We start from the raw sequence: 12,583 nt of genomic DNA, 5'->3' as shown, positions 1-12,583 counted from the left end.
AATTTCCTCCTCAGGTGTGTAAAACACAGCACTATCATTATGAAACAGCTGCCGAATACTGTCAAATTGCACTTCATGAATTGAAGTTTGTTTCTCTAGTTAGACTGGGTTGATGAAATCACTCAAGCTAGTACTTTGCGGCTAAGTTTGCGCATCGATGCAGGAGCATCCCTTTGCCATTTGCCGCCTTAGGTTCTTGTAAATGTATTTGTACATTTTCAAGCGTCGGCACTTAAAACGATAGCCGCAGTAAGAAAATATACGTGCTAAAACTGGTTTATTTTTTCGGAGACGGTCTTAAAAGGTGTTCGATATTTTCAAGTGTGCTGACGTCATTCCAACGCGCTTTTTTCAGCGCTTCTACTTGGTGGTAAGCTAAAAAATCCGAAGCAGTCATATCCATAATGTCGTTAATCATTTCGTAAAGGTGCATCGTCTCTATATCTTTTTTTCGCCATTTTTTCTTAACACAAAATTCCCATAGATCGGCTTCTGTAAATGTATCGTATTGAAAGTGGTGGAATTCACTGCATTTGCTTTCGAGTGCCGGCAAAACGAATTCAAATTGATGGGGATAACTCGTCATGCGTATACTCCTTTCCGATGTACTGTACCCATTGTACCTTGTAACTGGAAAATTTAGAATAAGGACAGAATGTTTAATTAAAAAAATCGCCTTCAAAATCGAAGGCGAACTTTTATTTGGTTTAGATTGTTGCTTTTGCTGAATCCACTACACGTGCGATTGCTTGACGCTCAAACTGCAAGCGCGTGCCATCCGCTACGGTGATGAAGATTGTCGCATCATCAACTGCATCCACAAGGCCGTGTAAGCCGCCGATTGTGACAATGCGGTCGCCACGTCTTAGTTCTGTCTGCATGTTCTTTGTTGCTTTTTGGCGTTTTTGGGCAGGACGGATGATGAAAAACCACATTAGCAAGAACATCAATAGTAAAGGTGATAACGCAATTAACGTTTCCATTATTCAATTTCCCCCTTTCACTTTCTCTATTCTCGTACAAACTCAGAAATTTTTAGCATTGGGTTTGTTGAAACCGTACGCTTCGAAAAATTCTTCGCGGAAATCTCCCAGGCGGTCTTCACGAATTGCTTGACGCACCTGTCCCATTAAGTTTAACAGAAATTGCAGGTTATGATAACTAGTAAGCCTAATTCCGAATGTTTCGTCTGCGCGAATCAAGTGATGAACATAGGCACGCGAATAATTTGTGCATGTGTAACAATCGCATTTGTCATCAATTGGACCAAAATCACGCTTAAACGCCGCGTTTTTAATGTTCAAACGACCGGTACTTGTCATCAATGTACCGTTTCGAGCAATCCGTGTCGGTAAGACACAATCAAACATATCAATGCCGCGAATGGCACCGTCGATAAGTGAATCGGGTGAACCAACCCCCATTAAATAACGCGGCTTATCAGCTGGCATTAACGGTGTTGTATATTCTAACGCACGGTTCATGACGTCTTTTGGTTCACCAACTGACAATCCGCCAATTGCGTAACCCGGGAAATCCAGTGACACAAGGTCTTGTGCACTTTGCTTACGCAAGTCTTCAAATTCGCCGCCTTGGATAATGCCAAATAACGCTTGGTCTTGTGGACGCTGATGCGCTTCAAGGCAACGTTCTGCCCAGCGCGACGTACGCTCTACACTGGATTTCATGTATTCGTGTGTTGCTGGGAAGGGCGGACATTCGTCAAAGGCCATCATGATGTCAGATCCTAAATCGTTTTGAATATGCATAGCCTTTTCAGGACTTAAAAATAATTTATCGCCGTTCATGTGGTTACGGAAATGAACGCCTTCTTCTTTAATGTTGCGGAATTCACTTAGTGAAAATACTTGAAAACCACCAGAATCCGTCAAAATCGGGCGATCCCAGTTCATGAATTTATGCAATCCACCCGCTTCTTTAATGACATCATTTCCGGGACGCAACCATAAATGATACGTGTTGCTTAAAATAATCCCAGCGTTCATGGCTTTTAATTCTTCTGGTGACATGGTTTTAACGGTCGCTTGCGTTCCGACTGGCATAAATGCCGGTGTTTCGAAAGAACCGTGCGGTGTATGGACGATTCCAAGTCGTGCACCTGTTTGTTTACAGGTTTTGATGTGTTCGTACGTAACTGCTGCTGTCATGGATGAGTCTCCTTTTTCTGTGGTTCAATAAACATCGCATCGCCAAAGCTGAAAAAGCGGTAACGTTCATCTACTGCTTGGTTGTAGGCGTTTAAGATATAATCGCGGCTCGACAATGCGCTAACGAGCATGACCAAAGTCGATTTCGGCAAATGGAAATTGGTAATTAAGCCGTCTACCGCTTTGAATTCATAACCCGGAAAAATAAAAATATCCGTCCAGCCACTATCTTCTTGTAATTTGCCGTCAAATTTTTGAGCGACCGATTCAAGCGTCCGTGTCGACGTGGTGCCAACCGACACAATTCGTCCACCATTCTGTTTGGTTTTATTGATCATATCGGCTGTTTCTTTTGGTATTCGGTAAAATTCCGAATGCATTTCGTGGTCTTCGATCGAATCGACCGACACCGGACGGAAAGTTCCGAGTCCCACATGAAGTGTGATAAATGCGATGTTCACGCCTTTATCACGAATTTGTTCCAACAACTCGTCGGTAAAATGAAGTCCAGCAGTTGGAGCTGCAGCACTTCCTCGCTCTTTTGCAAAAACAGTTTGATAACGGTCTTGGTCTTCTAATTTTTCGCGGATATAAGGCGGCAACGGCATTTCGCCGAGCTGATCCAAAATTTCGTAAAAAATTCCGTCGTAAATCATTTTAAAATGACGGCCCCCGTGATCTAATATGCCGGTACATTCAGCACGCAACAAGCCATCGCCAAAAGAAACAACCGTTCCGACTTTCACTTTTTTCGCAGGCTTCGTCAGCGTTTCCCACACATCGTCCTCCACTTGCTTTAATAGCAATAATTCGATATTGGCACCTGTGTCTTCTTTGACGCCCATTAACCGTGCAGGTAACACGCGCGTATCGTTTAATACGAGTGTATCGCCTTTATGCAAATAGTCGATAATGTCGCGGAAATGGCGGTGCGACGTCTGTCCTGTTTCTTTATTCATCACCAATAGCCGACTTGACGTCCGGTCAAGTAACGGTGTTTGTGCAATCAATTCTTCAGGCAAGTCAAAATCATAATCTTGTATGTTTAATGTTGTGTTTGGTGTAGTTAGTTTTGTCATTCAGGCATCTCCATTTTAAAGTGTTCATAGGCAAGTTGGGTGACAGTGCGTCCTCTTGGTGTCCGTTGAATAAAACCAATCTGCAGCAAATACGGTTCGTAGACGTCTTCAATGGTCGTCGACTCTTCTCCGATACTTGCAGCGATGGTATCCAGTCCAACCGGACCGCCGCGAAAGCGTTCAATCATGCCTGTCAATAATTTATGATCAATGTGATCGAGTCCGAGTGGGTCCACTTGCAGCATTTCAAGTGCTTGTTCCGCCATGTCCATCGTAATCGAACCCGTTCCGCGAACTTGTGCATAATCTCGTACGCGCTTAAGTAAGCGGTTGGCAATACGCGGTGTCCCACGAGATCGACGCGCAATCTCAACAGCCGCATTCGGATCGATATCGGCTTCAAACAGTTTCGAACTACGGACAACAATTTCAGTCAATGCTTCTGTGTCGTAATACTCAAGACGAGACAATACTCCGAAACGGTCACGAAGTGGAGCTGATAAAGCACCAGCACGTGTCGTCGCACCGATTAACGTAAAGGGTGGTAAATCTAAACGCACCGATCTCGCAGTAGGTCCTTTACCAACGACAATATCGATACAAAAGTCTTCCATCGCTGGGTACAACACTTCTTCAATTGCTCGGTTTAACCGGTGGATTTCGTCAATAAACAAGACGTCTCCGGGCTCGAGTGACGATACAATCGCTGCTAAATCGCCGGGACGTTCGATTGCGGGCCCACTCGTCATTTTCACATTTACTTCCATTTCATTGGCGATAACAGCAGCCAATGTCGTTTTGCCAAGTCCAGGAGGCCCGTATAACAAGACATGGTCCAAACTTTCTTGACGCATTTTCGCAGCTTCAATGAAAATCTGCAAATTGTGTTTTACTTTATGCTGCCCAATATACTGAGACAAGTATTGGGGACGCAGCGATTGCTCGAAGCGGTCATCAAACTCTGTTACTTCACTGTCTATAATGCGGTCTTCCATGCCGTCCGCCTCCTTTCATCAGTTTTGTTTAAGCAGTAGCTGCAGTGCTTTTTTCATAAAGCCTTCGGTATCTAAATCCAACTCGCGCAATTGTGGTTTCACTTTATTGATTTCACGTTCTGAATACCCGAGAGCTCCAAGTGCTAGCATCGCTTCTTCAAGCTCAACTAGGTCGTTTGATAAGAGCGTGGTAGTTTCTTCTGAATCGAATGGATCACCGAAAAACTCAGTCAACTTGCCTTTCAAATCCAAAATCATTTGACGAGCTGTTTTTTTGCCGACTCCAGGGAATTTTACTAAATACGATTCATCTTCGCGTTCGATCGCTTCGATGACGTGTTGCGGTTGTCCACTGGCCAAAATAGCGAGCGCACCTTTTGGACCAATACCCGATACCGAAATTAGCTTACGAAACAATTCACGTTGCTCAAATGTCGGAAAGCCAAATAACAACTGCGCATCTTCACGCACGTGGTGATGCAAGAACACTTGCAAATCTTCTGTGCCGAACGAATACGGGTTTGGCGCAAAAATCTGCCAGCCGATTCCTTGCTGTTCTATCACTAAATATTCAGGCGTTACGCGTGTAACTTTGCCTTTTATGTAATCGTACATGGACAGTCTCTCCTCCAATTCAACTCACTAATTATAGCATATTCGCACACTTAAACGAAATAAACCCACTGTTGTTCAGCACATGTTAAGATGTTCTTAACAAGTTGATAAGCGAGGGATCTTTATGAAAAAACTATTCGGTGAACAACGGCGCCAGTTTCTGTTGGAAAAAATAAAATCGTCAAACGAACCCATGACAGGCAGTGATTTGGCTGCATTGGCAAATGTGTCACGACAAGTGATCGTTGGTGACATGACCTTGCTCAAAGCAAAAGGCGAGCCAATTATCGCCACTAGCCAAGGCTATTTGTTCCTAGCTGAGCGCGTGACTGAACTAGCTACCCGGCGCATCGCTTGCCGCCACCAAGGTGAAGACACCGAACGCGAGTTAAAACTTTTGGTCCGAGCAGGCGTTACCGTAAAAGATGTGTCGATTGAGCATCCGGTATACGGTGAACTAACCGCTGGTATTCACGTAGCAACAGTCGAACAAGTCGAGGCCTTTATGCAACGCGTCCATGACACCGGTGCTAGTTATTTGCTGGAGCTAACAGACGGCACACATCTTCATACCATTACAGCAGCAAATCACGTGACACTTGAAAAAGCCATCAATGATATGCGAGACAATGGATTTTTGCTAGAGGAAAGCGAATAAAATTTAGTGACAACCCGTCCACCTGAACATAGGTAGACGGGTTTTGCCATAAAAAAGCCCTGCAGCATTTTCCGCTACAGGGCTTGTCGTTGATCATTTGTACGTGTAGTACGATCCGAGTGTTTTAACGGTGCACCCAAGAGCGGCAAGCTCTTCAAAAGCCCCACGCATCATCGCATCTTTTTCTTCTGCTAAGACGTCCGCAATAAAGAAATAATCACCTAGCCCCGTTTTCAATGGACGTGACTCGATTTTACTCAAGTTTAGGCGGCGCCATGCAAAAACAGACAAAATTTGGTGCAAGACACCCGAACGGTCATCATCTGGTGGCGTAATCATTAACGTTGTTTTGATTTGATCGTCATGCGCCGGGTCTGTCAGTTTGTGATCAGACTTTGACAACACGAAAAAGCGGGTATGGTTAAAATGGAAATCGTGAATATCCCGTTGCAAAATATCCAACCCGTATTTATACGCAGAGAATTCATTGCCAATCGCTGCGATGTTGCGTTCCGGTAATTCCGAAACCATTTTAGCTGCAGCCGCTGTTGAACTGTATTGTTCTAACGGCGTATTTTTGTATGTATAAAAAAGATATTTGTGGCATTGCGCCAAAGCGTGTGGATGCGAATAAATCGCTTCAAACGATTCCGCGTTGCGGTTTTCAGGGTGCACCAACAAATGTTGTTCGATTGAAGATAATACTTCAGCCGTCACATACAATTGCGCTTCGTGGAATAAATAATCCACAGTCAGTGGAACCGATCCTTCTAACGCATTTTCCAGCGGCACGACAGCGTAATCTACGCTGCCTTCTGCCACTGCTTCTATGCATTCAGGAATGGTTGTAAAAGGTACCAGTGTCTCTCCGGGGAAAACTTTTGTTGCCGCAAGGTGTGTAAATGACGCTTCCGGCCCTAAATATGAAATTCGTTTACTTACAGCGTGTCCAGTCATTTAAACATTCCTCCATTAAGATGCTCCACTTGATACCACATCAGCCGACTCGACAAAATCGAGTTTTTTTAGCTGGTGCAAAAATACGTCCAAATCCCCATCCATTGCCGTTACGTCCAGAGACAAAGTCACGTTCGCCCGTCCTTGAATTGGAATCGTTTGGTGGATGGTCAAAATATTACAGCCATTTTCAGCAACTGCCTGCAAAAGTGTCGCGAGGGTTCCTGAGCGGTCTTCTAATTGTAAGAAAACCGTCAAGATCCGTTCTTTGACAATCGAATGGAACGGAAAAACAGCGTCCCGATATTTATAAAACGCAGAGCGTGAAAGACCTGTTTTGTTGACTGCGTCCATAATGGACATGCGATCGTTTTGCAGCATTTTTTTCACTTCGAGCGTTTTTTGCATCGCTTCTGTCAAAACATCTTCACGCACTAAATAATACCGTTGCTCCGAAATGTCCTTCATTCAAGCTACCTCCGCATCAATCCATAAATTCAAATTCGAATTCAAGCAAGCGAACCGTGTCGCCATTTTCTGCTCCACGTTCACGAAGAGCGTCATCAATTCCCATACCGCGCATTTGGCGAGAAAAACGGCGAATTGAATCTTCACGAGAAAAGTCCGTCATCTTGAACATCCGTTCAATGGCATAGCCAGTCAAGATGAACGCACCATCAGGACCACGCGTAATGTCAAAGCCATCTGCATCCGTTTCGTGTTTGTAAAGAACAGTGCTTTCTGAATCGGCTTCTTCTTCGTCGATCAATGGGAACTCCGGCGTTACTTCAATAACGTCAGCAATAGCGAACAATAAGTTATTCAACCCTTTTCGTGACAATGCAGAGATTGGGAAAATGCGTGCATCTTCCGGTAATTTCTCACGGAATTTCGCTAAGTTCTCTTCAGAATCGGGCATATCCATTTTGTTGGCAACAATCAATTGCGGACGTTCCGTCAAGCGCATGTTGTATTGTTTTAATTCTTCGTTAATCGTTACATAATCGTCGTAAGCGTCGCGACCTTCAAGACCGGACATGTCAATCACGTGAATAATCACACGCGTACGTTCGATATGACGCAAGAATTGATGACCAAGACCAACTCCTTGGTGAGCGCCTTCGATTAATCCAGGAAGATCGGCCATAACAAAGCTGCGTTGATCTTCTGTTTCAACCATGCCCAAGTTTGGAACAATTGTTGTAAAATGGTATTCAGCAATTTTCGGCTTCGCTGCAGAAACGACGGACAAAAGAGTCGATTTCCCGACACTCGGGAATCCTACAAGTCCAGCATCTGCCAATACTTTCAATTCCAAAATAACGTTACGCTCATAACCCGGTTCGCCTTTTTCAGACAGTTCCGGTGCAGGGTTTGCAGGCGTCGCAAAACGTGAGTTCCCACGTCCGCCGCGTCCGCCTTTAGCGATAACAGCTGTTTGGCCATGTTCGACTAAATCCGCAATGGTTTCACCGGTATCGACGTCTTTTACTACTGTGCCTGGTGGAACTTTAATAAACGTGTCTTCTGCTTTAGCACCGTGCTGGTTTTTGCTCATGCCGTGTGTTCCACGTTCTGCTTTAAAAATCCGTTTGTAACGGAAATCCATTAGCGTACGAAGTCCCTCTTCAACGATAAAAACGATATTTCCGCCTTTACCACCATCTCCGCCGGCAGGTCCGCCGTTTGGTACATATTTTTCGCGACGGAATGCAACCATGCCATCTCCGCCGTCGCCACCTCTAACATAAACTTTTACGTGATCGACAAACATATTATCCCTCCATCTGTGCGCGAACAACAATCATAACGCTGTCTTCGCTGCACTCTTTTGTTACCGTGAATCCAGCTGATTCCACTAGTTCTAAATCTAGCCAACTCCCTGGACCTGTAATGCTTATTTCAAAAAACGAGCTACTGGATGTCAATAAAATTTCGCTACTGTACACCTCATATGGAGTCAGGTGTAGTTTTGCTGATTGAACGAAATCCTCTAGAAAACACCGCAATTCGGCGTCTTTCTGTGCAGGTGCCTGAACCGCTAAACACATTACCTGAAAATCAAATTCCAGAAAGCGCCAATTTGCCGTCAACAGCCATTCTTCTGTCAGCGGCAGACCGATGTCGGCCAGCCGACTGGCATGCATAGACGCTTCGGCATGCGAACGAATTATCGCTTGCGCCTCTTGTAGACGGCCAAGATCCAAATTCATTTTGATTAATTGAAGTTCGTTTAAAAAATCATGGCGCGCATGCCGAAGCGATTGTGCCACTGTCATTGGTTTTTCCATACGTCACGTCCCGATTCAGCTTCTTATTTCAGTATACCAACAATTCGCAGCAAATTCCTAAAATAATGTGTTCTGCTCGTCTCGCAGACGGTGCCTATTATTTTCAAAAGAAAAAGGACTGCGAAAGCAGCCCTTTTCGTTTTGTATTAAGCTTCTTGTGCAACTGGATATACGCTAACTTTTTTCTTATCGCGTCCGTAACGTTCAAAACGTACGATTCCGTCGATTTTAGCAAAAAGTGTATCGTCTCCGCCGCGTCCAACGTTCTCGCCCGGATAAATTTTAGTACCGCGTTGACGGTATAAAATTGAACCACCAGTAACTTCTTGGCCGTCTGCACGTTTTGCGCCAAGGCGTTTAGATTCAGAGTCACGTCCGTTTCTCGTTGAACCTACACCTTTTTTGGATGCAAAAAACTGAAGATCTAATCTTAACATTCTGTCCCACCTCCTAAGCTGTGAAGGTTATTTTAATATATTCTTCATAGTCTTGTTCAATCGTTTTTAACGAAACAATCATTGCGCGTACTAGCAGTTGAACCTGCTCGTCCGTCTTGTCATTCAGGTTGTTCGGAAAACTGACTTTTAAAAAGCCGCTGTTTGCCTGCTGAATTTCTGGTTCGATTCCCGTCAGCTCCATGATGGCGTTCACCGCTCCAAAAGAGACAGCAGACGCTCCAGCACATACGAGGTCTTGCCCATGTTCAGCATAATCCGCATGGCCTGACATTTCAAAAGACGAAATGCGTTTTGACGTTTCCTTTACAGTTACAAGTATCATTCTTACAGGTTAATCGCATCGATAGTCAATTTCGTGTATGGCTGACGATGACCTTTTTTTCTATGGTAGTTCTTTTTCGCTTTATAAGTGAAAACTGTGATCTTTTTAGCGCGGCCGTTTTTAACAACTTTAGCCGTAACAGTAGCTCCTTCAACAAAAGGAACACCCACTTTAGTATCATCTCCACCTACAAATAGAACTTTATCAAAAGTGATCACGTCACCAGCTTCTCCAGTTAATTTCTCAACGTAGATTTCTTGGCCCGCTTCAACTTTGATTTGTTTTCCACCAGTTTCAATAATTGCGTACATATCCTTGCACCTCCTCTAAGATTAAGACTCGCCTATTCAGGTGACTTGCCGAAGCAACTTCTTAATGTAACCTGATTCGAGCGGTTGCAGCACGGTGCGCTACAAACATAACATTAGAATAATACCATGCGGCAACTAGTCGAGTCAATAGACAATGTTAGTTTTCATGAAATTGCTTGTGCGGCTTGGAGTTTTTATTTGTGCGAGGTGCGGTCATCCCGGCGCGAGGTGCGGTCTTTCGCGTTTGAGGTGCGGTCACTTATAAACGCGACCAAAATAAGCTCTTAGTAAATCACGATTTTCAATAATCTGTCGCTTGCCTCGTACATTACTCTTGGGTGCTGATTTTTCGAGTAGCCGGTACAACACGTATTTGTCTTTGACACCAAGCAGCTGGTACGCAACCCGCGTGTCGAGTTTATTGCCAAACAGCACTGCGTATTCTTGCAGCGTGACTTCGTGTGCATCGCGCGAAGTAAACTCACATCCGTCGCAATGCCATTTACGTTCTTGCCAGAAGAGTGGACAGTTGCGGCATGTTGGACAAGTCACACCAAGACGCAGTGAATCGAGCGTGATTTTCTGGCGCTCGAGCCAGTGGCGATTGGTATTGCGCATGGGCAATCCCTGCAGCTTTGCTGTTATTGTCGCGACATTAAAAAGTTTCGCTCCGTGCGCTAGTTGCTCTTAATGAAACGGCAAATAATCGAGCGATACGACCGGATACTGTTTTGGCGCCTCCACTACTTTTCCTGAGCGACTCGCCAAAACGATGACGCCGTGTACGGGAACGCCGAGAAATCCAGAAGCTGCCTTTACCGCCCGGTGCAATTGTGCTTCTGGATTACGCATTCCTTCCCTGCGTCCATCAATCATTCGGTGAAACTGAAAATTCACTGAGTCAAAATAAAATTCGCCGATCATGTTCTTTACTTCCAGCACACAAATAAAATCCGCGTGTACGAGCAATAAGTCAATTTGCGCATTTCCTTCTTTATATGGCATATGTACATCGCTCAGAAAAATTGCTCCTGGTAAATCCAACTCTCTTTTCAATAAACTTGCCGTACGCTGTTCACCACTTGCACCTGCTAAAGAATTTTTCAGTTCAGACAACACGACTTGCTTTGATTCATGCGCTACACACAAACGTTCCGCCGCGACCATTTGCATCAGTAAAAATTCGTTCATTCGACACCTCCCAAAAGTTTTAAAAAAAGCCTTCGCTCCAATAGCGAAGGCTCAGAATATGTTATTTTGTAAAAACGGCTTTGATTTTTGTAAACAAGCTTGGTGGCGCTTTTTCCATGCTCATTAATGGCACTGATTCTCCGAGTAAGCGGCGCGCAATGTTGCGGTAGCCAAGTGCTGCGGTGTTTGACGGATCCATCACGATCGGTTCGCCTTTGTTTGAGCTCGAAATAACGCGCTCGTCATCTGCGATAATCCCCAAAAGGTCAATCGATAAATGCGTTGTAATTTCATTGACATCTAACGCTTCTCCCGCTTTCATCAAATGTGGACGAATGCGGTTGATGATCAAACGCGGTGCGTCGATGTTTTCTTCAAGTTCCAGTAACCCAATGATGCGATCAGCGTCACGAACAGCTGAAATTTCAGGAGTTGTCACGACAATTGCGTGGTCTGCTCCAGCTACGGCATTTTTATAGCCTTGCTCAATACCGGCTGGGCAATCGATGATAACAAAATCGTAATCTTTTTTCAGTTCCGTTACCAATTCTTTCATTTGTTCAGGGTTGACGTCATTTTTATCAGCCGTTTGTGCAGCTGGCAATAAATACAACATATCTTCAAACCGTTTGTCTTTAACAAGGGCTTGATGCACTTTGCAACGGCCTTCTAAGACATCGATCAAATCGTAGATAATGCGATTTTCTAAACCGAGAATAACGTCTAGATTGCGTAATCCAATATCGGTGTCGATTAGGCATACCCTTTTTCCTTGAAGAGCCAATGCAGTGCCGAGGTTGGCGGTTGTCGTCGTTTTACCGACGCCTCCCTTGCCTGATGTTATTACGATAGCTTCTCCCACACTAGCTTCCTCCTTTAAACGTTGAAATTTGCGGACGAATAAACCGCAATTCCTGCAAACGGTCAATGATGATTGTGCCATTTGTATGTAAATAAGCGCATTCCATTTCCGGTTGTTCCGAAAGACTAGACAATTCGTCTGTCATCGTTTCCAATTCGTCGTGAATTTTCAATTGCGTTGCTTCTAACCACGATGCCGCAATAACTGCGTCACGATTGCCCTTTGTCCCTGCATGCGCCGCGCCTTTTAGTCGGCCCAGTACATAGACACTGCCGCCTGCTTCTACCCGACCATTGGGGTTAACATCTCCAATAACGACCAAATCGCCTTCAGCTTTAATCACTTGACCCGACCGAACAATGCCGACATAGGTTTCCGACTGACTTTCAAGAATTTTTTGTTCACTTTCTTGAACTGTCAAGATATCACTTGTCGTTGCGATTACCTTTAAATGAGGATTTGTTGACACCACTTTGCTTAGTTCTTGAATCTGGCTGTCTGTGCAATAGCGTTTGTTCAAATGCACCGTGACTTCGGTATCGCTGTCAAGCGCAGGATCCGATACTTTCGCTGCTACTTCAACCAATAAATCCGCATACGCACATTGATCGTCAAGATACAGCACAAGTCCTTTATTTTTCCCTTTAATCGTAACGAGATTTTTCAAAAAAATGTC

General features: G+C 44.5%; 18 protein-coding genes and 1 other annotated feature. Of the genes, 1 reads left to right on the top strand and 17 read right to left on the bottom strand.

Annotation, left to right across the window (positions count from 1 at the left end):
• Positions 1-277 precede the first annotated feature (277 nt).
• The 6 genes from AJGP001_RS07275 to ruvA form a co-directional block, all read right to left on the bottom strand.
• The gene (locus AJGP001_RS07275) at positions 278-586 is read right to left on the bottom strand and encodes a post-transcriptional regulator (RefSeq protein ID WP_058385619.1); all 309 of its coding nucleotides are present in this window, start codon (positions 584-586) and stop codon (positions 278-280) included.
• 121 nt (positions 587-707) lie between these two features.
• Complete coding sequence (gene yajC, locus AJGP001_RS07270; RefSeq protein WP_058385620.1) at positions 708-983, bottom strand: preprotein translocase subunit YajC; 276 nt, start codon at positions 981-983, stop codon at positions 708-710.
• Positions 984-1,025: 42 nt separating this feature from the next.
• Entirely contained in the window at positions 1,026-2,168 is a 1,143-nt protein-coding gene (tgt, locus tag AJGP001_RS07265; RefSeq protein WP_058385621.1) for a tRNA guanosine(34) transglycosylase Tgt, read from the bottom strand.
• Positions 2,165-3,247: a tRNA preQ1(34) S-adenosylmethionine ribosyltransferase-isomerase QueA gene (gene queA, locus AJGP001_RS07260; protein ID WP_078080324.1), complete on the bottom strand. Its 1,083-nt coding sequence runs from the start codon at positions 3,245-3,247 to the stop codon at positions 2,165-2,167. Before queA ends, tgt begins: the two co-directional genes overlap by 4 nt.
• Positions 3,244-4,242: a Holliday junction branch migration DNA helicase RuvB gene (ruvB, locus tag AJGP001_RS07255; protein WP_058385623.1), complete on the bottom strand. Its 999-nt coding sequence runs from the start codon at positions 4,240-4,242 to the stop codon at positions 3,244-3,246. The genes queA and ruvB overlap by 4 nt, the downstream gene beginning before the upstream one ends.
• 18 nt (positions 4,243-4,260) lie before the next feature.
• Positions 4,261-4,857, bottom strand: a complete 597-nt coding sequence (ruvA, locus tag AJGP001_RS07250) for a Holliday junction branch migration protein RuvA (RefSeq protein WP_058385624.1) — start codon at positions 4,855-4,857, stop codon at positions 4,261-4,263.
• A gap of 124 nt (positions 4,858-4,981) precedes the next feature.
• Between ruvA and AJGP001_RS07245 the strand changes: the two genes are divergently transcribed.
• Positions 4,982-5,515, top strand: coding sequence for a transcription repressor NadR (locus tag AJGP001_RS07245; RefSeq protein ID WP_071154350.1), 534 nt, complete (start codon positions 4,982-4,984; stop codon positions 5,513-5,515).
• Between the two features lie 93 nt (positions 5,516-5,608).
• Here the strand turns inward: AJGP001_RS07245 and pheA are convergent, their stop codons facing one another.
• The 11 genes from pheA to minC form a co-directional block, all read right to left on the bottom strand.
• Positions 5,609-6,472 carry a prephenate dehydratase gene (gene pheA / locus AJGP001_RS07240; RefSeq protein WP_071154349.1) on the bottom strand — a complete coding sequence of 288 codons (864 nt, stop codon included), beginning with the start codon at positions 6,470-6,472 and terminating at the stop codon, positions 5,609-5,611.
• A gap of 15 nt (positions 6,473-6,487) precedes the next feature.
• Positions 6,488-6,940, bottom strand: a complete 453-nt coding sequence (locus AJGP001_RS07235; RefSeq protein WP_078080323.1) for an ACT domain-containing protein — start codon at positions 6,938-6,940, stop codon at positions 6,488-6,490.
• Positions 6,941-6,956: 16 nt separating this feature from the next.
• Positions 6,957-8,246, bottom strand: a complete 1,290-nt coding sequence (obgE, locus tag AJGP001_RS07230) for a GTPase ObgE (RefSeq protein ID WP_078080322.1) — start codon at positions 8,244-8,246, stop codon at positions 6,957-6,959.
• A gap of 1 nt (position 8,247) precedes the next feature.
• The gene (locus AJGP001_RS07225) at positions 8,248-8,763 is read right to left on the bottom strand and encodes a Spo0B domain-containing protein (protein ID WP_071154348.1); all 516 of its coding nucleotides are present in this window, start codon (positions 8,761-8,763) and stop codon (positions 8,248-8,250) included.
• A gap of 146 nt (positions 8,764-8,909) precedes the next feature.
• Positions 8,910-9,200, bottom strand: coding sequence for a 50S ribosomal protein L27 (gene rpmA / locus AJGP001_RS07220; RefSeq protein WP_078080321.1), 291 nt, complete (start codon positions 9,198-9,200; stop codon positions 8,910-8,912).
• Positions 9,201-9,213: 13 nt separating this feature from the next.
• Complete coding sequence (locus AJGP001_RS07215) at positions 9,214-9,543, bottom strand: ribosomal-processing cysteine protease Prp (RefSeq protein ID WP_058385631.1); 330 nt, start codon at positions 9,541-9,543, stop codon at positions 9,214-9,216.
• Between the two features lie 2 nt (positions 9,544-9,545).
• Positions 9,546-9,854, bottom strand: a complete 309-nt coding sequence (gene rplU / locus AJGP001_RS07210; protein ID WP_058385632.1) for a 50S ribosomal protein L21 — start codon at positions 9,852-9,854, stop codon at positions 9,546-9,548.
• A 14-nt stretch (positions 9,855-9,868) separates the two neighbouring features.
• Positions 9,869-9,950 (bottom strand) — a sequence feature (ribosomal protein L21 leader region).
• A 159-nt stretch (positions 9,951-10,109) separates the two neighbouring features.
• Positions 10,110-10,472, bottom strand: a complete 363-nt coding sequence (locus AJGP001_RS17625) for a hypothetical protein (RefSeq protein ID WP_245830253.1) — start codon at positions 10,470-10,472, stop codon at positions 10,110-10,112.
• A gap of 69 nt (positions 10,473-10,541) precedes the next feature.
• A complete protein-coding gene (locus AJGP001_RS17620) occupies positions 10,542-11,045 on the bottom strand; it encodes a nuclease-related domain-containing protein (protein WP_245830251.1) in 504 nt (167 codons plus the stop codon).
• Positions 11,046-11,106: 61 nt separating this feature from the next.
• Positions 11,107-11,907 (bottom strand): septum site-determining protein MinD, encoded by an 801-nt coding sequence (gene minD / locus AJGP001_RS07200; RefSeq protein ID WP_058385634.1) that lies wholly within the window; start codon positions 11,905-11,907, stop codon positions 11,107-11,109.
• Between the two features lies 1 nt (position 11,908).
• Entirely contained in the window at positions 11,909-12,580 is a 672-nt protein-coding gene (gene minC, locus AJGP001_RS07195; RefSeq protein WP_071154347.1) for a septum site-determining protein MinC, read from the bottom strand.
• Between the last annotated feature and the right edge of the window lie 3 nt (positions 12,581-12,583).

It is taken from the genome of Planococcus faecalis (genome assembly GCF_002009235.1).
GTDB lineage: Bacteria > Bacillota > Bacilli > Bacillales_A > Planococcaceae > Planococcus > Planococcus kocurii.
This window is presented reverse-complemented; position numbering and strand designations above follow the sequence as displayed.

What these genes read in the sequence shown, in the direction of transcription:
- AJGP001_RS07275 (WP_058385619.1), bottom strand. Translation starts at nt 586, where the DNA reads ATGACGAGTTATCCCCATCAATTTGAATTCGTTTTGCCGGCACTCGAA.
- yajC (WP_058385620.1), bottom strand. Translation starts at nt 983, where the DNA reads ATGGAAACGTTAATTGCGTTATCACCTTTACTATTGATGTTCTTGCTA.
- tgt (WP_058385621.1), bottom strand. Translation starts at nt 2,168, where the DNA reads ATGACAGCAGCAGTTACGTACGAACACATCAAAACCTGTAAACAAACA.
- queA (WP_078080324.1), bottom strand. Translation starts at nt 3,247, where the DNA reads ATGACAAAACTAACTACACCAAACACAACATTAAACATACAAGATTAT.
- ruvB (WP_058385623.1), bottom strand. Translation starts at nt 4,242, where the DNA reads ATGGAAGACCGCATTATAGACAGTGAAGTAACAGAGTTTGATGACCGC.
- ruvA (WP_058385624.1), bottom strand. Translation starts at nt 4,857, where the DNA reads ATGTACGATTACATAAAAGGCAAAGTTACACGCGTAACGCCTGAATAT.
- AJGP001_RS07245 (WP_071154350.1), top strand. Translation starts at nt 4,982, where the DNA reads ATGAAAAAACTATTCGGTGAACAACGGCGCCAGTTTCTGTTGGAAAAA.
- pheA (WP_071154349.1), bottom strand. Translation starts at nt 6,472, where the DNA reads ATGACTGGACACGCTGTAAGTAAACGAATTTCATATTTAGGGCCGGAA.
- AJGP001_RS07235 (WP_078080323.1), bottom strand. Translation starts at nt 6,940, where the DNA reads ATGAAGGACATTTCGGAGCAACGGTATTATTTAGTGCGTGAAGATGTT.
- obgE (WP_078080322.1), bottom strand. Translation starts at nt 8,246, where the DNA reads ATGTTTGTCGATCACGTAAAAGTTTATGTTAGAGGTGGCGACGGCGGA.
- AJGP001_RS07225 (WP_071154348.1), bottom strand. Translation starts at nt 8,763, where the DNA reads ATGGAAAAACCAATGACAGTGGCACAATCGCTTCGGCATGCGCGCCAT.
- rpmA (WP_078080321.1), bottom strand. Translation starts at nt 9,200, where the DNA reads ATGTTAAGATTAGATCTTCAGTTTTTTGCATCCAAAAAAGGTGTAGGT.
- AJGP001_RS07215 (WP_058385631.1), bottom strand. Translation starts at nt 9,543, where the DNA reads ATGATACTTGTAACTGTAAAGGAAACGTCAAAACGCATTTCGTCTTTT.
- rplU (WP_058385632.1), bottom strand. Translation starts at nt 9,854, where the DNA reads ATGTACGCAATTATTGAAACTGGTGGAAAACAAATCAAAGTTGAAGCG.
- AJGP001_RS17625 (WP_245830253.1), bottom strand. Translation starts at nt 10,472, where the DNA reads ATGCGCAATACCAATCGCCACTGGCTCGAGCGCCAGAAAATCACGCTC.
- AJGP001_RS17620 (WP_245830251.1), bottom strand. Translation starts at nt 11,045, where the DNA reads ATGAACGAATTTTTACTGATGCAAATGGTCGCGGCGGAACGTTTGTGT.